At 63.3% G+C, this 19654-nt stretch carries 15 protein-coding genes; 6 read left to right on the forward strand and 9 right to left on the reverse strand.

The window, feature by feature from the left end; translation table 11 throughout:
* Nucleotides 1–78: 78 nt before the first annotated feature.
* Nucleotides 79–825, forward strand: a complete 747-nt coding sequence (locus tag ACFWU5_RS26820; protein ID WP_379269604.1) for a DUF5131 family protein — start codon at nucleotides 79–81, stop codon at nucleotides 823–825.
* Here ACFWU5_RS26820 and tcmP read toward each other — a convergent pair.
* The 4 genes from tcmP to ACFWU5_RS26840 form a co-directional block, all read right to left on the reverse strand.
* Nucleotides 812–1975 carry a three-Cys-motif partner protein TcmP gene (gene tcmP, locus ACFWU5_RS26825; protein WP_379269606.1) on the reverse strand — a complete coding sequence of 388 codons (1164 nt, stop codon included), beginning with the start codon at nucleotides 1973–1975 and terminating at the stop codon, nucleotides 812–814. The two genes, ACFWU5_RS26820 and tcmP, sit on opposite strands and share 14 nt — an antisense overlap.
* A gap of 238 nt (nucleotides 1976–2213) precedes the next feature.
* Nucleotides 2214–2771 (reverse strand): methyltransferase domain-containing protein, encoded by a 558-nt coding sequence (locus ACFWU5_RS26830; protein ID WP_379269608.1) that lies wholly within the window; start codon nucleotides 2769–2771, stop codon nucleotides 2214–2216.
* Between the two features lie 367 nt (nucleotides 2772–3138).
* Nucleotides 3139–3600, reverse strand: coding sequence for an SLATT domain-containing protein (locus tag ACFWU5_RS26835; RefSeq protein ID WP_379269610.1), 462 nt, complete (start codon nucleotides 3598–3600; stop codon nucleotides 3139–3141).
* Nucleotides 3601–3700: 100 nt separating this feature from the next.
* Complete coding sequence (locus ACFWU5_RS26840) at nucleotides 3701–4348, reverse strand: hypothetical protein (protein ID WP_379269612.1); 648 nt, start codon at nucleotides 4346–4348, stop codon at nucleotides 3701–3703.
* Between the two features lie 196 nt (nucleotides 4349–4544).
* On the opposite strand from ACFWU5_RS26840, the gene ACFWU5_RS26845 reads away from it, so the two are divergent.
* The 3 genes from ACFWU5_RS26845 to ACFWU5_RS26855 all read left to right on the forward strand — a co-directional run bounded on the left by ACFWU5_RS26845 (nucleotide 4545) and on the right by ACFWU5_RS26855 (nucleotide 8361).
* Nucleotides 4545–5786 carry a hypothetical protein gene (locus ACFWU5_RS26845; RefSeq protein ID WP_379269614.1) on the forward strand — a complete coding sequence of 414 codons (1242 nt, stop codon included), beginning with the start codon at nucleotides 4545–4547 and terminating at the stop codon, nucleotides 5784–5786.
* A 224-nt stretch (nucleotides 5787–6010) separates the two neighbouring features.
* The gene (locus tag ACFWU5_RS26850; protein ID WP_379269616.1) at nucleotides 6011–6517 is read left to right on the forward strand and encodes a hypothetical protein; all 507 of its coding nucleotides are present in this window, start codon (nucleotides 6011–6013) and stop codon (nucleotides 6515–6517) included.
* Nucleotides 6518–6615: 98 nt separating this feature from the next.
* Nucleotides 6616–8361, forward strand: coding sequence for a hypothetical protein (locus ACFWU5_RS26855; RefSeq protein WP_379269617.1), 1746 nt, complete (start codon nucleotides 6616–6618; stop codon nucleotides 8359–8361).
* 56 nt (nucleotides 8362–8417) lie between these two features.
* Here ACFWU5_RS26855 and ACFWU5_RS26860 read toward each other — a convergent pair whose 3' ends face one another.
* The 5 genes from ACFWU5_RS26860 to ACFWU5_RS26880 form a co-directional block, all read right to left on the reverse strand.
* Complete coding sequence (locus ACFWU5_RS26860; protein ID WP_379269619.1) at nucleotides 8418–8951, reverse strand: hypothetical protein; 534 nt, start codon at nucleotides 8949–8951, stop codon at nucleotides 8418–8420.
* Nucleotides 8952–9248: 297 nt separating this feature from the next.
* Nucleotides 9249–11804: an RNaseH domain-containing protein gene (locus tag ACFWU5_RS26865; protein ID WP_379269621.1), complete on the reverse strand. Its 2556-nt coding sequence runs from the start codon at nucleotides 11802–11804 to the stop codon at nucleotides 9249–9251.
* A complete protein-coding gene (locus ACFWU5_RS26870; protein ID WP_379269623.1) occupies nucleotides 11801–15076 on the reverse strand; it encodes a hypothetical protein in 3276 nt (1091 codons plus the stop codon). The genes ACFWU5_RS26865 and ACFWU5_RS26870 overlap by 4 nt, the downstream gene beginning before the upstream one ends.
* Entirely contained in the window at nucleotides 15073–16218 is a 1146-nt protein-coding gene (locus ACFWU5_RS26875; protein WP_379269630.1) for a hypothetical protein, read from the reverse strand. Before ACFWU5_RS26875 ends, ACFWU5_RS26870 begins: the two co-directional genes overlap by 4 nt.
* 478 nt (nucleotides 16219–16696) lie before the next feature.
* Nucleotides 16697–17212, reverse strand: a complete 516-nt coding sequence (locus ACFWU5_RS26880) for a hypothetical protein (protein WP_379269625.1) — start codon at nucleotides 17210–17212, stop codon at nucleotides 16697–16699.
* A gap of 508 nt (nucleotides 17213–17720) precedes the next feature.
* Between ACFWU5_RS26880 and ACFWU5_RS26885 the strand changes: the two genes are divergently transcribed.
* A complete protein-coding gene (locus ACFWU5_RS26885) occupies nucleotides 17721–17852 on the forward strand; it encodes a hypothetical protein (RefSeq protein ID WP_379269626.1) in 132 nt (43 codons plus the stop codon).
* 166 nt (nucleotides 17853–18018) lie between these two features.
* Entirely contained in the window at nucleotides 18019–19356 is a 1338-nt protein-coding gene (locus ACFWU5_RS26890; protein ID WP_379269628.1) for a hypothetical protein, read from the forward strand.
* Nucleotides 19357–19654 lie beyond the last annotated feature (298 nt).

Here is a 19654-nt window from a genome sequence, read left to right on the forward strand (position 1 = left end):
GGTATAGGCGACCCCGAGACTGTGCTTCCTTAGATGATCGCGCTATGACAGCATTCCGATTTGGCATACCGTGTTGAGATGGCGGACGGTAGCGGGATCGAGTGGACAGAAGCGACTTGGAACCCGACGACCGGGTGCGATCGCATCAGCCTGGGGTGCGATAACTGTTACGCCCTGACGCTGGCGAAGCGGCTCAAGGCGATGGGCAACTCGAAGTACCAAAGCGATGGCGACCCGCGTACGAGCGGCCCGGGCTTCGCTATCACCGAACATCCCTCAGCGCTGGACATTCCCCATCGCTGGTCGGCTCCGCGGCTTATCTTCGTCGATAGCATGTCTGACCTGTTCCACGCGCGGGTGTCGGCCTCCTTCATCCAAGACGTCTTCCAGGTGATGGAAGACACCCCGCGCCACACCTACCAGTTGCTGACGAAGCGGCCCAAGCGAGCAGCAACTCTGGCAGAAGTGCTTCCGTGGCCAAGCAACGTCTGGCTCGGCGTCAGCGTGGAGACGACCGCACAGCTTTGGCGCTTGGACGAATTACGCCGCGTTCCTGCTGCGACCCGCTTCGTCTCGGCCGAGCCTCTGCTTGGCTCGCTTGCGGGGCTAGACCTGAGCGGGATGCATTGGCTCATCGCAGGTGGCGAAAGTGGTCCGAAGCATCGTGCGCTCGATCCGGACTGGGTGCGTGAGCTGCGTGACGAATGCGGCGAGCAGCATGTTGCGTTCTTTTTCAAGCAATGGGGCGGTCGGACGCCCAAGGCCGCCGGTAGGGAGCTCGACGGTCGGGTGTGGAATGAAATGCCCGCGCCTACGCGGGCATGATTTTCATGTTCCATAGATCCCTCACGCCCTGGGGGTCTGTTGCCGTTTTCCCTTCCGCACGTACCTTGTTAATGGCTTTGCGGAAGTGAGTACCGCGGACTACACCGGCGAGATCGCCGAGCACATCGTCTGCTCGTTCGAGAATGCTGAATGGCTCACCTTCTGCTAGCTCAGCGGTTATTCGGTCACCGAGCGTTGCGACCCATTGATTGTCTAATGTCGCCTCCTGCTGTTTCCATGCATCTTCCCAAGAACCATCGGCAAACAGCGTTCCCTCGGCAGCGATTTCGGCGTGGTACCTCCGCCAAGCCTTGAGGCCGAGCGATGCTGCTTCACCGAAGGTGACCAGGCCGTCGGCGTGCCGTGTCGCGAAGATGAGGTAGTAGAGGGGCTTGAGATCAGCTCGCGGGCGTACATCAATGATCCAGGTGCCCGCGCTACCTGCGCGATCGCGCAACCTCTTGGCGTAACCTTCCACCACCGCTGCCTCGGCCGCGGCTTTTTGGTCTTCCGAGGCATTTTTGGTGGGGCACTTCTTTAGCCATGCCTCTCTCCACCAATCCCCGCCGCACACTTCATCGATGCGCTTCAAGGAGGCCTCGACGGGGTTGTCACTGGTCAGTATCCCGCCGAACCGACGCAGGTGGGCAGTGAGGTTGATGAGAACCTCAGTCGCTGGCGCCCCCTTTCCGCCAGGTCGGTTGAAGATGCTGGCGACCTCATCGAGCGGAATTATCAGTCCGCATGGGTCAAGGTACGTGAACAGCGGTATTCCTTCGGCGGACTTCAGCAGTCTCGGAAGATGCTTCGAAATGTCACCATCGTCGATCGTGCACTCGACGCCCATACCCTCCTCGGCGGCAACCTGGCGCAGCCGAGTCGCGAACTCCGCTTCCTTCTCCACGAAATGAAGCTCGACCTGACGCGGCGAGGTCCAACTGGCGGATTCGTGCGCTTTACGAAGCAGCATGGCGCCGGATCCTTCCTCGCCATCGTCGTAGCGGCCTGGTCCTGCGTACCCATCGATGAAGGCCACGCGATGGTCGACTGACCAGAGACCGGTTTTGCTCGCGAAAGGCGACGCGTACTGGTCGAGGATCTCGTGCTTCAGCACCGCCGCCGACTTCTTCGCCTTGTGGAAGTTGGTCAAGTTCCCCCCGTAAACGATTCTGCTGTGAAGTATCAGGCTAGGTCATTTGCGCTTTCTCCGAGCGGACTCGACCGTCAATTCTGGCAGAGCCTTAGCCACGGCGGGTACTCCATTGAGATTTTTGGCCGCCTGCCGTGCCGTGGGCTACGTAAACGAGCGCCAAATGATCGGCCCCGTTGCCGGGTACTCGCGATGAGCGAGCTTCGGGTCCGGAGTCAGTCTGTCAGTGTCGGCATGATCAGCGCCGAGGTCGTCGAGCCGTGAATAGCGTGACGTCTCCAACATCGGTGATGCTGTACTCGCCGAATGCCTCCTTCAAGGCGTCTTCGAGTTCGTCGCGGTCGTCGTCGCGGTTGTTGAACGCGCCTACCCTGCCGTAGACGGCCGTGAGGGCGCGGCCGAAGAGGGTTCGGGGCGTTCGGCGTCGTCCGAGTATCGTGGATCCGAACAGCACGCCCTCGTCGCCGAGAATGTTGGCGAGGTGGCGAAACGCCACCCCCTTCTCCGCGAAGTTGCCAGGTACACAGTGCAAGACGAAGTTGATCCCGACCGACTCATACCCGGTCCCGGCTTCGGCTGGCACCGCATCCAGGACACTTCCGCAGACCGACTCCACCACCCGATCGGCCGCCTCTATCCGTCGCGCGGTGAACGATAGGGGAGTCGGGTTCAGGTCCATCAGCGTGATGTGCGCCGGACCGGGCTGCATGGCGGTGGTGTTGGCGAGGTACCAGCCGCTGCCGGGGCCGACTTCGAGGTGGCGGTGGCCGAGGTGCTGGTTGTAGAGGTCGAGCATGACCTTGGCGTCGCATTGCCAAGCGAATCGGTTGCTCAGCCGGATCACCCAGGCGTCGTAGACCATCAGGAATGCCCGCGTGTACGGGGCGGCGGCTTCATGTTCAGCATCATGTCGAACCAATGTCGGTCCTACTTATCTATAGATGGCGTCGGGATGCATCTGTTGGTCCTGGTCCAGTATGAGACCTGACGGTAGGCATTGCGACGCACTGGACGATCGGAATTCCCGCCCATCGGCCGGTCGAGCGACTCCATGTCTCGGAGATCGATCGAGCCTTGACCCGGGTAAATCTTCGTGGTTTCCTGGCCTGAGGCCACGATCAAGCGGATCTATCACCGTGGTCAAGGCTCCACCACAGTGACGGTCACTGATCGGCTTGCTCCCGGAATCTCAGCCAGCTGGTGCCGAGGTCTTCCCAGATACGCTGGTATTCATCGAATGTCTGGCGAACTCGCTGCGGATCAAGTTGATCCGCAGCCGTCGTCGCGACGTAGAACTCCAGGGCGTCGCCCAAGCGGTTGAAGCGGTACGAAGCCTTCTCCATTGCGACCCAGAGTGGCCGCCAGGCGAAGAATGGTTCCAACGCACCTACGGCCGTCACGACTGCGATCAGCCCGAATGCGGTCCCAGTCCAAGGGTCAAGGTTTTGAAGTCCGAGAATGATCGTGGATGCCGCCGATAACGCCACCACCGTCACCCGTAGCGCGACAGCCCGCCGCCGAAATCCATGCTTGCGTCGCCGAGCGTACGCATGGCCGTCCTTGATTTGTGCGCGCACATAGATCGCCAGTTCCAAAGGTGTTAGGCCAGAAGGCAAGTCACTCACGCGGTGACGATATCGAGCCAGAGACCGTTGTGCTGAGCGGCGGATCATCTGCGCATTCGCGTGTGCCGATTTCGACTTGGCTGCGGAGCTGCCGAGTGTCTCAGGGAGTCCGGATCCGCCCTTCGTACCGGCGTTCGAACTGCTGTCGGGTGGCCTCGTCGAGGGCGTCGGCCCGTCCGATGAGCCATCGGCGGTACAGCCGTTCAGTGGACTCGGGTGCATCGGTGCTGACCGGTGCGGCCAGGGCCTCGGCGAACGCGATCTCGATCAACGGGTGAGTGTGCTGGTCGCGATTGCGTTCGAGGATGTCGGTGACGAAGGGGCCCACGATCGCGGAGACGGCTTGATCCAGCCGGCCGATGGCCTCGGGGATCGCTCGGTCCGATGTCGAGGTCAGGCTGGTGTGGAGCTCGCGTTGGGCGTCGAGCAAGCCGAGGATCTGCTCGAGCTCGATCGCGACAGCGTTGGCGCCCGGCTCGAGTGTCCGCGAGGGTGGCTGTTGTGCGGTGGTCGCGGGTTGGTGGCCCTCGCGGTAGGCCGCGACGGCGGAGCCAGGCATCCAGCCGAGTCCGGTATCGAACTTGGTAAACGTGCTGGGCTTGACGTTTGCCCGCAAGGCGCCGCGCTCGGCTTCGACCTGGGTCGGGACCGCGGGTCCGCCCCGTTCACGGACCTCGAGCATTGTCAGTCCGAGCGTGGTACGTCGGTCGTGTACCGCGCGAGCGAAGAATTCGTCGTGCATACCCACCACCTGAATTCTACTTAGAAACTGATCGGAACCGGCGTCGCATGCCCGTCTGTCGAGAGGCTGTTGCACCTCAGTATCTAAAATACCTCATTTCTGCTTGAAATCTACCTCGTATCTACTTAGCCTTGAGTGGTCAACTCGCGACCGGGCCTGATCTGAGGGGCGTTGATCGCGACCGAGCAGAACGGAGAAGGCGATGACTTCACGCAGGCACTCGTTTGACGTGATCTCGGCGGCATTGGTCGCGGCCGAACGTCAGGCGGGCACGGGGCACAGTGCGGTCAGTTTGTGGGTGGTGTGGCTGCGCGGCGACGCGGTGTTGTTCGGTGAGTCGGCTACCCGGCTCGACCTCGGAATCCCTGACATTCCGCCGGTGGGAGCGGATTCGGCGGTGATCGTCGCGGTCGCACCGACGCGGGTCGCTCAGCCCGTGGTAGGGCGAGCGGTCGTGATTTCGGATTACCTCCAGGCTCGCGGATTGGCGGTTCACACCGTCCATGTCTCGGCGTTGCAGCCTGGTGCGCTTTGGACTGCGCTGGGCGGCAACGCTATTGGTGGCGTTATCCCCGCTGTGGGACAGCGTGGCCACGTGCGACACCATCGGTGGCTGTCAGGCTTGGGGAGCAGCGTCGGTCGGCCGGTCCTGATGGCGTCAGTTGCCTCGTTGGCGGGAATGCTGTTCGCGCTCCCGGCGGCACATGCCGGACCCGACGGACAGGCCGGGGTGATCGCCGATCCGGTACCGGGACAGATCGGTGTCACCGCGCCCGAAGCGCCGACTCCGCCCCGAGTCGAACCAGTTGGCCCGCCGGTTGATCCGCCCACGCCGGTCGACATCGTCACCCCGGAGCCTGTTGCGGACCAGCCAGTCTGGAGTCCACCGCGGCCGACGATCGAGCCGACACCGCAGTACGTGCCTCAACCAGCACCGGTAAAGGTTGTGTTCGAACCGAATTGGACGGAACCGGTCTACACCCCGCAGGAACCGATGTACACGACGCCGGTGGTGACGCAATCGGAGCCGAGGTGGGTACCCGAACCGGTCGTCGAGCCGACGTGGGCGCCCGAACCGGTCATCGAGCCGACGTATGTGGAAAATCCTGCGCCGCTCGTGACCGAGGTTGCCGAGCCTTTCCCTGTCGAATCGGAGTGGGCGACGGCGGAAGTCGTCGACTACGAACCCACATGGGACGACATCGAAGCCACGACGACTGCGGTCTTCGACAATCCGGTGGTCGCCGAGGTGACCGGCTACGACGTCGACTCGGGTCCGTACGTCGAGGCTTTCGAGCCGGTCGTCGCGCCGATGCTGCCTGAGGTCGGGGCCGTCCTCGAGGCGGTGGCAGTTGCGGCGGAGGCGATTGCCGAGGTCGCGGTAGTGGAAGCCGGCGCGGTTGTGGATTCAGTGTTGGCGGACTGGGCCGCATCGGGTCACTGAACGGGACGGGGTGAATCATCGTGGACGACGAGAGGCAAGGCCCGACGGAGCCAGAGAGCGAACCTCGACTCGGTCGAAGTTCGCCGAGCGGTCTCGAACTAGCGAACTGGCTCCCGGCAAAGGTCGACACCCTCCCTCGGGGCGATCGCGCTCAGTGGGTCACGTCATCGGCCCGCCGTCCGAGGTTGCGCCAGCGGTCGGTATGGGCAACGGTCGCGGTCGCCATGATCGGGTTCGGCGGTGCGATCGGCATGGTGCACAGCGACAACCCGGTGACCGGTACCGACCCGGTCGGCTCCACCGTGGCTCCGGTGCATCCGCCGCCGGTCCCTGAGTCCGAGTCGATAGTCACCGGCAGCGGTCCAGGCTGCGAAGCCCCCGCAATCGATCCCGAGGCGGCACTTCTGGGCCCGGGTCGTCAGCCGAGCTCAGGCGCCGAAGTCATCGCCGCGTTCGAGGCGTCGTACTACCACGCACGTGACGGAGAACGCGCACGAAGCTTCGTCGCCCCAGGTGCCGCCGTTCCGGGCACGACGACGATCCAGGCGGGCATCGACTCCGTGGCACCCGGAACGCTGTACTGCGCACGAATCCGACTTCTCATCCCCGGGCTGTACTCGGTAGAAGCGACCGAGACTTCGCCGACCGCACCTGAATCGACTTGGCAACAACGAATCTCAACAACAAACATAGACGGCCGCGCCGTCATCACCGCGATCGCAGCAGGCTGAGCCGTACGAATTCAACGACGTAACCAGCGGGAACGACCAACGGAAAGTGGTGGTGCACGATGCTTGTCGCAGTAACTGGCCTTGGACCGCAAACCGGCGTGACCACCACCGCGGTCGCGCTCGCCACCGCATGGCCCGAGCGAGACCGGGCCATCGTCGTCGAAGCTGACCCAGCAGGAGGATGTCTCGCCGAACTCGGCCACGCCGATCCCGGCATCGGCCTCGCCAGCTTCACAACTGAACCGCATCCGGCCGGCGGACCGACGATCGCCCGGCTGCTCGAGCATGTGCAAGTTCTCTCGACCGGGGTAGCGGTCTTGGCCGCACCGACCGACCCGGCGAAAGTCCGCTCGGCACTCCAGGCCCCGATCGCCACAGCGAGAACGACCAAGGCACCGCACGTCGACGACGTGACGATGATCGTCGACTGCGGCACCGCCGACGACAGCTCGCCCGCGCGCCCGATCCTGACTGGTGCCGACATGCTGATCGTGGTCGTGCGCGCCGACCACGCCGACCCCGAACTTGCCGGGAACCGCATTCGAGCGATCACCGACAACAGCCGTCGCTGCGCGGTCGTTCTCATCAGCGCTGAACGCCCAGCCGATTTCGCCGATCGACTCGGCGTTCCGGTCTTCGGCACGCTGCCGGTGCGCTGGCGCCACGCCCGTGCGCTCGTGGATGCCGACCAACCATGGCCGGGACGCAATACGTTGACGACGGCGGCGCGCAGCATGGCCAAGGAGCTGCGTACGCAGCTGGTCAAGGCGACGCCACTGGTAACAACTGCGGACGCCGATACTCGACATCGACTTGGGCGAAGGTGGGGACGATGCTTTGGCGTGCGGCGAACGCCCCAGACACCCACCGTCTACCAGATCACCGATCCCGGGCCAACAACCCCTCAGCCCCATCTCGCCGAAGCCGATTCGGATGTTCGTCCTCAGGACCTCGAGCTGGAGTGCAGCAGGTTTGCCGCACTGAGCGCGCCAAGTTCTCCGGACGATGTGGCAACTCTGTCGGTGCGGAAGGCCTCAGCGGAGGTCGATACACCAATGCCACACTTGCCCCTGACAATCGAGGTGTTCGGGCCATTCCGCGTGTGGAGGACGAACCCGAACTCCGCTAGCCCGGTCGCGGACAACGACCGCGTCGAGATCACGGCAGGCCTCCAGCCGCGCAGCCGCGAAGTATTGGCGTTGCTGGCTACGCACCCCCGTGGTCTGTCACGCGACGCGCTAATCGATGCCCTCTGGGGCGAGAGTCCCCCCAGCCGCGCAGCCAACGCGATCGCGATCACCCTGAGCAGACTGTGTAGCGCCGTCGAAACGGCAACAGCAGGTGCGATCACCGAAGTCTTGGCTGACGACAAACTCCGCTATCGACTCGATCCGGCAGTCGCCACCGTGGACTACTGGGACTTCGCCGCGGCCGTGCGAGCCCGCCGCCTCGCAGCCGGCGATGCGGAGCGCGAGACCGCCTACCGCCACATCGTCGATTCGGCGCGCAGCGGGCTTCTCTGTGTCGACATAGCCACCGACTGGATCGCGCCGATCCGTGAGACTGCTCGTCGTGACACCGTCAACGCCTACAGTGCGCTGGCGCGCGCGGCCCACGGTGAGGACCCGCGCACAGCACTCGATCTTCTCGAAGCCGCCATCGATATCGATCCCCAGAACGAGCAGCTCTACCGCGAGGCGCTGCGCCTGTACGCAAAACTGAATGAGCACAATATGATCGACCGCACGCTCGTGCTCCTTCAAGGACGTCTGGCGGCCATCGGTGCCAAGCCGAGCTCGGAGACGAACAATCTTGCTCGGCGTCTGGGCAGCCGGCGTACGTAGCGGCACACAGGTTTACGTGGGTGCCGCGCGCTGTGTGTGGGATCGTGCGGTCGGACCTACCTCAAGCCCCTTTGCGGAGCGGACGTATCCAGCGGTACCGGTTCCAAGGCGAGTTCGTTCCTCGCGTCAGAGGCCCCCGGCTCGAGCCATTGCCAGAGGGGCGGGCGCTCGAGAACAACAAGAACTGTTTTCTGATAGCCCAATTGCCTTCCGTAATGTCGTAGTTTCGTCAGATCCCTCTTCTGTTTGGCGGTGCTACTGTCCGCCTTGCAGACCTCGATCGCCAGCAGATTGCACGTGGTGGACGTGCGTCTGTGGACGATCACATCGGGAAACACGTCGCGTTCGACACCATCGTCATCCGTCACCCGCTTGGTGATCTGATTGCCGCCATCACTTTCGGGTGCGGAGTCGACAGGTCCGCTGACCGCCGAGCGGGGTCCCATGCGGTTGTGGTCAGAATCGACATCGACCGTGTAATTACGACCGTGCACAACCGAAATCAGATGGCGCGCCAAGTGCGCGCTTACGGTCCGTTCGTGCGTATTTGCATCTATATGGAATGAATCAAAGGTGTAGAGCCCGTCCAAGGCCTCTAGAAGCATGTCCCTGAGGTCGCCACGCCCGGGAAGTCGGCTGGACGCGGGGGAGCGCCCGTCTGGATTGCCGGTCGATTCGGGGTTCGGAGACACAGGCACCCCGAATTCTTACATGACGTCCGGGCGGGTCGCGCGCCTTGACTCGCTGGACGTGTCATGTATTGCCCGAGCCGAGCGCATCGAGCATGGAAGCGGAAGGCCGAGGTTCGGTCCAGTCGGTTAGCGGTCGAGGTGGTTTTGCCTCGCCTGTTCCGCTGTCAAGCTAAGCCATGTTTACAGCTCGAGACCCTAGGGTTCGTCCGCTTCCTCGGGCAACTCTGCTCGTTGAGGGTGGTCGAGGTCTGGCCGCTGAGCGAGGTGGAGCGGTGTCGGACTTTGGGTTCGGTCGTCCCACGACGCGGCTTGTTGGCACAGGCGTGCAGTGAGTGCCGCAAGGTGGCGTTCGGGCCAGGATCCGGCTGCGGCGACAGCGATCTCGATGGCGGTCAGGCCGTGCCAGTCCTTTCCCATGAGGGCCTGCTTGTCGTCTGGGACGGTCCATCGGGTGTAGGCACCGCCAGCGCGAGCCGACATCGCCCCGGCTCGATATGTGCGGGTGGGTTGGGCGAGTAGCCAGCTGAATGTTCCGTCTTCGTCGTGCTCGTACAGCGACGCGCGTGGCAGATCCGGCTGGTGGGGGTCGGCGCTGGTGCCGCCGTGGCCGCGGTGGGTCGGTTGGGCGACCCTGTCGCCATTGGCGCACCGGACTACGGCCAGGTCGGGGTGGGCGAGGGTCGCGCCCGGCAACAGCCCGGTGCCGAAGGTGCTGTCGTTGAGTCCGGGCCAGATTCCTTTGCAACCTTGGGCGTCGACGAAGATCACCAGTGGCTTGTCGCGGTCGAATTTTGCGGCGGTGAGCGATTCTTCGACAAGATCCCGGATCTTTGGGTTGTGCTTGTACTCGCGAGTGAGTTTGTCGGTGCCTAGGTCTCCGGTGTGGTGGGCGAGGTTGCCGATGCGGTAGGGCATCCACCGCTGGTATTGATCGCTGAAGGTTTCCACGCGCCAGGGTTTGGTGAGGTCGGGGCTGGCGTGAATGGCGACGAGACGTATCACAAGCCGTGTTCGTGCTCCGCTGCCCCGGCGGGGGGTGTGCTGGCGGATATGGATGCCGACGAGTGTGGCATCGCGATCGAGCCGACCCTTCATGGTCGCTTTGGTGGTGGCGCGAGCAAGTCGGTTGTCGATGAGTCCGGCTTGTCTGAGCAAGTCTCGGCCGGCGGCGATCGCGGGTTCGTCCTTTGCCTCGATGATGCGGACGACGCCCTTGACTTTGGTTTTGCGCGGTTTGGGCAGTGTCCAGTTCGAGTTCAGGAACTGAACGACGACGCCGACGTTAGCCAGCGCGCGGCGGACTGGGTGTTTGGCGTCGTGTTCGGGCGGGTGCTCGGGGTTCCATTCTGTTTCGGCAATAGCGATTACGCCGGTGCCGTCAGGAGCTTCGAGCCAGGGGATCGCTGGCACGCTGCGTGCACCTGGAGTGTGTGCTAAGAGGGCCTCGGCTTTGTGCAGGACCACACTCAGCCGTGGAGTCAGTGCAACTGGAGTGTCGTCGTCGATTCCGGCTAGGGGATGGTCTGGTGACGGTGAATAGGCGGCGAGGACGTCGATCATGCGGCGGCGCACGCCTGGTGTGGAGTACAGGCCCACGAGCCGCAAACGGTCGACTCCGCTCGCAGCGATCGCGTCGTCGAGCTGGTCGGGGGGGATGGGTCCGGTGATGTGGTCTGCGACGGTGATCGGGGTTTTGGCGTAGCGCAGCGGCGGTGTAGCGAGCTGGCGGGTGACGTGCTGGCCGAGCTGGTAGAGGAACCGCACGCCGGGGCCCTTGCCGATCGAGTGCTTACGAGGCTTGCCGATGGGCCGGACGGTGCCGACCATGGCACCGAACTCGGTGGGCAGAGTGATGGGATCCAGACCGCAGGACTCGACGACTTCGGCGGTATACCCCTTGAATACCGGATGGTCGCGCCCTTTTGCCGGATAGGGCGACAAGATCGGGAGCTTGACGATCGGCAAGGCGGGATCGCCGCGGTCGAGCCACACGTTCTTGACGAAGCTCCACGTATACGGGTGGCGGGCGACGTGAGCGTCCAAGCGCAGGTATAGGCCGGTTGCTCCGGGGACGGTGATGATCTTGGTTGATACGTGGATGGTGGCGTGACCGACGCTGTTCTTGGAGGCGCGGGTCAGCGCGTCGTCGTACGCGACGAGGTGACCTTCCGTATCGAGTCGGAAGGTGACGGGGAGGTAGCCGTCGATCAACATCGGTTCTGCCGCGATGCGAGCGGCGAGAGTCCATCGTGCGGCGTCGAAGATCCAGCCCGGTGCCTGTACGACACCGGTGTGCGGGTTGGTGGTGATGAACTCGCTCAGCGGCCGATACTGTGGCTGGATACTGCTCAGCAGTGGGGCCAACGTGTCGGCACCGGTATCGCCTACAGACAGCTGCTCGAATTTGCGCACCGCGGTGGTCAGCGTCCAGGGGGCGATAGCGCTGGCGCTGACCATGAGCGCCACGACTCCATTCGAGGTGTCCTCCGACGACAGGAAAAAGCGCGCGAACAGGCGAACGACCTGGTTTGACGCGGCGCTCAACGCTGTAGCCAGGGCGGAGTAGCTCGGTGTGAATCGCTCGTGGTCGGCGCGTCCTCTCAACGATTTGACCCGTTGAGTGAATCCGTCCCAGGCGGCGAGGAATTCGGCGGTCAAGGGGTAGACCACTAGTTCGCCCAGCGTGCCGGGGTCGATGCGATAGCAAAGCGTGTGGAGGCCGGAGTCGAGGTCGGCCGGTTGTTTGGTCACTCTGGGTCCCCTCGTTGGTCGGCAAAGTCGAAGATTGCCTCCAGTGTCTGCCCGTAGAGGGACTGCATCATCTGGAGTTGTCCGTTCCGGTCCCATTCGGTGCGGATGCGGCGGATCAGGCTCGGAAGGTCAGATTTTCCGCTGGTGTCGTGGAAGGCGTAGTCGACGAGGTGAATTTCGCCGACGTCGCCGCCACGTCTGGCGCGGCCGGCGAGTTGGATCAGCCCGTTAAGGGTCTCTTTGGCGATCGCAAGCTGGGTTTCGGATGGTAGTGACCTGAAGTAGGGCAAGCTGGCGAACAACTCGTCGAAATGTTTGGCCGCAGTCACTCGCATCAGATCCAGGACTGCGGCAGGGTCTTCGGTCGGAGTGGCCTCGGCGTGTGCGCGGCTGTGGACGTGGGCCAGCAACTCGGCGGGCTCGTCGAGGATCGGGATCGGGCGGACCACCAACCACACCGAGCCGATCAATGACCGGCCGTTTTCGTCGACAATGTTGAGACCGCGCTCGGCCCTGGCCAGCGGTGCTATCAGTACCGAGCCGGGCATCGTGCCGACGGTTCGGCCGAAGTCCTCAAGCCTATCTGCGGGCAACTCGATCCACTGTGCAGTCATTCGGGTTCCGTCCGGGGCGCTGGCGGGCGGAACGGCGAGAACGATCTGCTCGGCAGGCACTCCTGCTGCCGAGATGCCGCGGGCCAGGTCATGAGCACCCTGGTAAGCGGTCGTGGCCAATAGCAGTCGAGCGCGGTGCGCGGTGGTGGGATCGCTGGTGAGCGCGGCAAGGGCAGGGTCGAGGCGTTTGGACCACAGGCGTTTGCCGAGCTGCATCAATATTTCGCTGCGCTTGGCACCGTATGTTCCGGATACGCGGAGGAACTCTTTCTCCTCGTCGGAGATGGGCGCAGCGTGGATGGCGATGCCCCCGGTGGCATCATCGGGCACCCACCAGGTTGGCTTCGCCAGCACATGATGATGCGGGGCACCGGGAAAGTACCCAGTCGCTGAAAGACCCACGACGATACGTGGCTGTCCGGTGTAGGCCAGCGCGGTGAGTTCGCCGAGCGTTGCCACGTAGGTGTGTGGATCACCGCCGAAGCCACTGACTCGCAGCGCGGTGTCCAAAGGCCGGTCCTCGTCGTGTATTTCGGTGAACGCGAACAGAACCCGTCCCATCGGCCCGTACGGAACCGCGCGCCAGGTGGCGTATTGGCCGAGCGCACTGGCGATTTCGCCAGCCGCTCGAACGCCGGAGGCGTGTAGTTGTGGGGCGGTGTAGACGAAAGTGAACAGCAACTTCCGCAACGGTTCCAGATGGGCGCGGCGGATGAGCCGGTCGGTGGCCATCGCGCGAGTGTTCTCGTCGTCGAGCCGGCTGTCCTCATAGGGAGTTCCGCCCAACAGGTCGAAGATCATCTGCCAGCCGTCATCGAACAGATCGTCGCCTTGAGATGGGCTGGTTATCTGTTCGAGCATGCGGGCGATCGGTTCGAGCCACTCGGGCAGCGCGGATCCGCTGCTCGACAGTGGAAACATCGCCTCCAAGGTGTCGTAGTGATGCCTGCCCGGCGGCGTCTCCTCTGGCAGGTTGAACAGGGTCGCGGCCAACCACGAGTCCCATCGGCGCGGCAACAACCACCGCCCGAACATCGGATGCCCGCCGGAAATCCCGTTGCCTGATCGGCGGAAATGGCCTGCTGCCAAGTGCCTGTTGTAGTTCTCGGCGAGAAACCGTGCCTGGGCGAGTGTTGCGTGGATTCGGCCCTCGACGCGGGTGCCGATACGCCCCAGCGCTCCGTCGTTGAACTCGCTGTCGAACTGCCGCAATGGAGATAACGGAGCTCCACGCCGTTTGGCCAGTTGCAAGCCGTGGGCGCTGTGGCCGATGAGGCTGGCTTGGAAGGCGTCGATTTCATCGATGAGGACTACATGGCTGCGGTGCAGAAGTACGTTCTCGACGGCAGGGTTCTCCTCGATCCGACCGTCGATCACGACCGGCACGTGCAGGCGACCGGCGAAGAAGTTGATGTGGCTGGTTACGATCACGGCGGCCCGGCACGCTTGGCGAGCTAGGCGGAACTTCCCGCACGACGGCTTCCATGGGCATTGGTACTGACCAGCGCTGGCTGTGCCGTCGTCGCGGATCTTGCGCAGCTTCACGCAGGGCTCCGAGCCAGGGTCCCATGCGTCCACCGCACGCTCGGTGTGGGCCGCCGCGGGCAACGCGCAGCCGTAGTGCATCCGCGTGTAAGCCCATTCGCCGAGATCGCCGCGCTGTGTTCCGGTAACTGCGGCTTCGGCCTCCCTCGCGATCGACAACGGCGACATCAACGGTGCCACCTCACCGGAGATTTCGAGGATCTTCAGGCTTACCTCGATCGCGTGCGCAATCTGCACGACAACCGCGTTCTTGGGAACGAGAACCGTGGTGACCATTTCGTGCTGCGCGCACCAGCAGGCAACAAGTTCGGCGAGGACATTCTTACCCACTCCAGTTGGTGCGTTGAACAGGCGCGTCGCTCCGGCGGGCAGTACCCAATGGCCGTCGACCCGGTTGCCCGGATCAGATTGGATCTTGGTGAAGATCCGCTCCATCGACTCGACGCGGTGTCGCTGTCCAAGAGCCGTGTCGAGGACGGTGGCGAACCGAAAAAGATCATCAACCGGGATTGCTACCTCGTCTGCCGACGCGGGAGGTTCCAGCGCGATCGGTGTCTCCGGCTCGACACTTGGCGACATCGCCAAGGTGTAGCTCGCCTCGACGACGCCTGACGTTGGTGAGAGCCCACGGATCCAGGTGATGTATTCGCCGTTGTTGGCGACGGTTTGCGCTCGGCGGCTGAGCATTTCGCGTTCCAGGCGCAACTGTTGAGCACATTCCTCCGCTACCTGCCGGGCCGAACCGCCGATCTCGACAAGAACGGTTTCCTCGTCGATCACTCGGAAGTCGGCGATGTGGTCGGGGATCAATTCCTCCACCAGATCGGTGAACGCGGTGCGGTTGGCCATCTCGACCGGTCGCCACCGCAGCAACCGCGCGACCAGGGCCTTGTCCTCGATCGGGAGGGTCGGCCAGTGCGACCACTTGTCCATTTGGCCGGACAGAAAGAACAACGCGTCCTTGATCCGCACATATCTGCGACCGTCATCGGTCGTCCGGCAGAAGAACAACGCGGCCAGTGCGAGCGCCCCTCGCACCACCGGGATTGCTACCGCGTAGTCCGGCTCGTCGGAGTGACGTCCCCGACGCCGCTGATCGCGTGGTGTGCTCACTGCTGCTCACCGCCTCGAATATGGTCGCCAACCTGTCGGACGAAGCCGTTCATCGTCCACACCGACTTCTCCGGCAGTTGTCGCCTGATCTGGTCGACTTGGCCCTTGCGGTACTTCGGCACGACGATGTGCTGAGCGGCGGGCGGGTCGTCGATGATTCGACGCGGATCTACATGGTCCTTCACGTCCACCGTCCATCGCCGCCCATCAGGGGCTGTGACCAGAGCATCGAAGGTGTCCTTGACCGGCCACAGTTCCACCTCGGTCCCCGGAAATTGATCTTCGAGGCGCTCAAGTTCGACTTCTGGAATCCCCGGCACGGTGATGAATCGCCATACCGCAGGTTCCACGCACCGAGCCCCGGCGACGGGCTGTGCTTCCGGGACCGCAGTCCGGCTCGTCGAGGTCCTGACCAACTCGGGTGCCACGCCGCCGCTGCCGCTCAACAGTCGAAACCGTGACCCATGCGGGGCATAGCTGCATCGGACCTCTGGAGGCTGTACTCGCATCGGCCACTGGCACACCGGACACCGCCACCAACACGCTTCCTCTGCGCCCGAGCCGAACCGGAACTGACGGTCTTTCGGAATCTCGACATATTCGGCAACCTGCCGCGCGCCGGCATACGTTGCGGCCGACGTCCGCTTGTCGATCAACACGCGCATGTCCCCAGCGGGCTGCTCCACAACGAACCGACGCGAGGCGGTATAGGCCGTCTGGTCACCGTCCTGGACCAGACTCATGAACAACTGCCGTTCGACCTGCTCGCTACGCTGCCACGCCCATCGGGGTAACCACTCGACGGCAGGATCAGCGTCTGGACCGAAGAGGGCTTGGTTGTAGTCGCACGCGATCTCGATAGCAGCGTCACTCAGGTCGCCATCACCTGTCAACAGCACCACCGTGTCCAACTCCGACGGCTCCGCAGGCTCTGGTAGGAGTTTTTCTAGGGGTCGGAACAGCGCCGCGACCAAGTCCGCCGGCGTGGTTGGGCCGACACCCGGACCGCGGGCCTGCATTATCACCCCGGTCATACGCGCGACCTCACGCCACGCGCGCGGCTCCTCCTGCCGCCGTGACCAGGCTACTGCAGCCCGTAGCGCTGCGGTTGCCACCGTCGCGCGGGATCTGTTCGTACTCATCAAGTTCCATCCTCGAGATCGAACCGCTACGTACCGTTGCCTTCGTACCAGGCACCACTGACACGTTTCGATCGTCGTTGGTCATCCGGCGCACTTCTGGCGCATGAAAACCCACGTGAGGTCTGGTTTCGCAGACCAACTCGGAGGCGCTCCCCGGTGTTTTAAGAAGGCGCGCCGTTCGCCTACCGTCGTCAGTGGACCGCGCAATCACAACTGAATATGGCCTGTAGATTTTTGCACCGATATCCCCTCAGCAAGTGGCCGCAGGTGGTTCATCTCCGGGTGTGGTACCTGCGGTCACTTGGGTAAGCCCTGCGGCATAGTCCCAGTAACAGGGGATGATTCAGGTGACGTGGTTGGTGCGGACACTGCTGGCCGAGCAACAATTTCGATGGCGAGCGATTCGTCCTCGGTCAGGCACCAGGATGACCAACATTTCAGCCTGCGTAAGCGAGGTTCAGGAGTGCCCTGACGGCTGTCAGTGCCGCGCTGCTTTCAGCGCGGCTACCTCGGCCTTCAGCTCGGCGAGCTGGCTCTCCAGCTGCTTTCGGGTTGGTTTCGGCGGCGTGGCGAGTGGACCTGGCTGCGGTACCGGCTGTCCGCTTTTGAGGCCGACCGGCTCGTATGCCACGATCTCTGCGGGATTGCGGCCGCATTCAGTGCACTCGGTTGACGAGCTGCCGTGTAGGACCGGGCTTTCGATGGTGCTGTGTCGGCTGGTTTCGTGTATGTGACCGCAGTACAGTCGGATACGCCAGCGCATGAGCTCGTGGTCGGGCGTCTTAGGCCAAGACGCCCTCATCTTCAGAACCCGTACGACATTGTCCTGCCGGTCCTGCTTGAGCTCGGGGTCGGCGGACTCTTCGGCTTTCCATTGCTCGGCCTGGGCTTTCACGTGCTTGCGGATTTGCTCCACGTCCTTCTGCCACCGGTGATCCTTCTTGGTCAGCTCGTACGATTCGAGGGGAGTCCCATGGCTGAGATAGGCCGTCACGCCGAGTGGTTCGCAGCGAGTCCATGGTGTGGATGGCCACGGCGGCAAGAACATTCGCTCGACCCGTCGACCTTTGCCTCTTGCGTAGATGCGAACGTCGATGTGGCTGTTTTCGAAACCTGGATCACCCGCGCGGATCCGAGGCGCGTGGTAGGCACTAGTCCAGGCGTCCCTGGCGGCAGACTGAATCTTGTCGGTGGCCGTTCGTAGGGTGTTGCGTGTGACGGGGAGAGATGAGGCGGACCGCTGGGCGGTGTCACTGAGACAGCACCTGTGGCCGATTCGGTTGTCGGGGCTAGCGGCACCGGCAGCGACGAGGCTCGTTACCGAGCAAATAGTCCGCTGGGCTCGCATCCAAGGTTGGAGGGTAACGACGGAATCTCCTGCTCGAATATCGAGGCCGACAGTGGCTGGCCCCTTCCGAGGGCGGCTGGACCTGCTCTGCACGCGCGGACGATGGACACCTGCGGTAGCGATCGAGATCGACCGCACAAATAAGGCATGGTCGTTGAAGAAGCTCGTCGCCGAAGCCGACGCCGGGAATGTCGCCCTGTGGGTCCGCTGGGCTGGGGCCTCTGTCATCGAGGTTCCGCAGGAGTCGGTCTTTGTCGACATACGTGGCAGCGCCGAGTTCGAGTAGGTTGCCGCGTCGACGAGGCGATCCCACCGCACGAGCGGGACGTCGTCTATATCAAAAATCGCGGTCGGCGTTGGGGGTAGCTGGTTGGCTAGCGGTGCAGGGATAGTCACAGGAATGGACAGCCGGAGCCTCGGCTGGAATGTCATGCAGGAGCGAGGACGGTCACATGAGCAAGGTCCCGGTGCGGTTGAATCAGAAGCAGATCGACGTTCTCGAATGGGTCCGTGGAGGCTGCCCCGACGGTGTCTTTGCTGATCATCAGCATCGGGTCGTCGCGCGGGCGCTGGAACGGCGAGGACTGATCACCATCAGCGGGAAAGGATCGACCTGGGCCGCGGCCATCACCGAAGCCGGTCGGCAGTGGCAGTCAGCGGATGTAGTTCCGGATGATTCCGAAGTGGATCAGCTGATCGCACGGGTCCTGGCCGCAGAAGGCCGACTCGTGCTTGAGCTGGGGCGCGAGGCCGCGGACGCTCATCGACTTCTCGTCGACCGCAGTCTGAAGTCGTCTGCCCGGCCGAAAGGAAAGAAGCTGGAAGTGATTCGGATCGGGGGTTTCGGATCTGATGAGCACGCGATTGTGCTGACCGAGCACTTCGACGATTTGGTTGAACCCCGCGCCGTTCCGGTTCCCGAGCGCATCGCCAAGTTTCATCCTGCGGTGCGGGCCTTCCTCGACGACAAGGATTGGCAGTATGTCAGTAGCGAGCACATTCCTCGTGCGGCGAGGATTCTGCAGGCCCTAGCGATCGAGGCGGCTGAACGTGGAATCGACGCAAAGGCACCAGACTCGGCAAAGGGCTGGCAAGCCAGACAAGCGGGCGAGACGGTCACGGGACAGTTGGTATTGCGGGCACCCGACGGTGCCTACGGAGTTCAGATCAAGGAAATATCTGTGCGGGGTACGGCGAAGGTGCCGGCGTTGCCGTGGAATGAACGCAAGTCGGTGCCTGGATGGATCGCGACTCGGGGGTGGGAGTTTGTCAGCACGGGCAAGCTCGAGGTTGTCGTTCGCGGGCCAGGATGTGGGTATAACGGTGACCACTACCGCGACGCCAAGTCAATCAAAGTCGAAGATAAGGTCCCGGAGGTATTCCGAGCGCTGGAGATCTACGCTCTGCGCGCTGACTGGCGTCAGCGGACGCGCGAGCGGGAGAAGGCCGAGCGGCTAGTGCGCTGGAAGGGTGCCATGTCGGTCGCGACTGAGCGGTACGCCGAGAACGCTAGGTGGGGGCACTTCAAGGATCGTGCGCGTGAGTGGCAGCTCGTGAATCAGCACCGCGAGTTCCTGGCAGCGGCCAGGGAGCATGCCGAACGGTATGAGGGCAAGCTTCGCGACAACATCATGCGACAGCTCGATGAGGCTGAACTGCGGGTTGATCACCTGGATCCCATCAGGAATTTGTCGAGAATTGTGCCCGTCGTACCGGACCCCCAGCCAGAGGATCTCAAACCGTTCCTCGAAGGCTGGAGCCCGCACGGCCCAGATGGAAGTCGATGGTGACAAGACGGCGAGGTACTGCAGTCGGCTTGCGACTCCGGATCCACGATCGATGTTGAGGCGTGGCTAACCATGTGTCGGCGATCACCCGGCGACGACTTCGCCGTTTGGCCTTTGGCACCTGTCGAATCCGGCGTTTCCGACATCGGGATCCAAGCCATCCAGTGTGATCAGTCGCTGGCGATCTGCCCTACAGCGAGATCAGCTGTCAATGGCCATGTAGGTCTCCCCGCTCGCGGTCACGAAACATGACACATTCGCGGACACTAAAACTCCCCAGCGAGTGGGGAATTCCATTGAC

This window comes from Nocardia sp. NPDC058640, assembly GCF_042716995.1.
GTDB lineage: Bacteria > Actinomycetota > Actinomycetes > Mycobacteriales > Mycobacteriaceae > Nocardia.

Coding starts and splice junctions, on each gene's coding strand:
- ACFWU5_RS26820 (WP_379269604.1), top strand. CDS start 79: ATGGCGGACGGTAGCGGGATCGAGTGGACAGAAGCGACTTGGAACCCG.
- ACFWU5_RS26830 (WP_379269608.1), bottom strand. CDS start 2,771: ATGCTCGACCTCTACAACCAGCACCTCGGCCACCGCCACCTCGAAGTC.
- ACFWU5_RS26845 (WP_379269614.1), top strand. CDS start 4,545: ATGACTTCACGCAGGCACTCGTTTGACGTGATCTCGGCGGCATTGGTC.
- ACFWU5_RS26850 (WP_379269616.1), top strand. CDS start 6,011: ATGATCGGGTTCGGCGGTGCGATCGGCATGGTGCACAGCGACAACCCG.
- ACFWU5_RS26875 (WP_379269630.1), bottom strand. CDS start 16,218: ATGAGTACGAACAGATCCCGCGCGACGGTGGCAACCGCAGCGCTACGG.
- ACFWU5_RS26890 (WP_379269628.1), top strand. CDS start 18,019: ATGAGCAAGGTCCCGGTGCGGTTGAATCAGAAGCAGATCGACGTTCTC.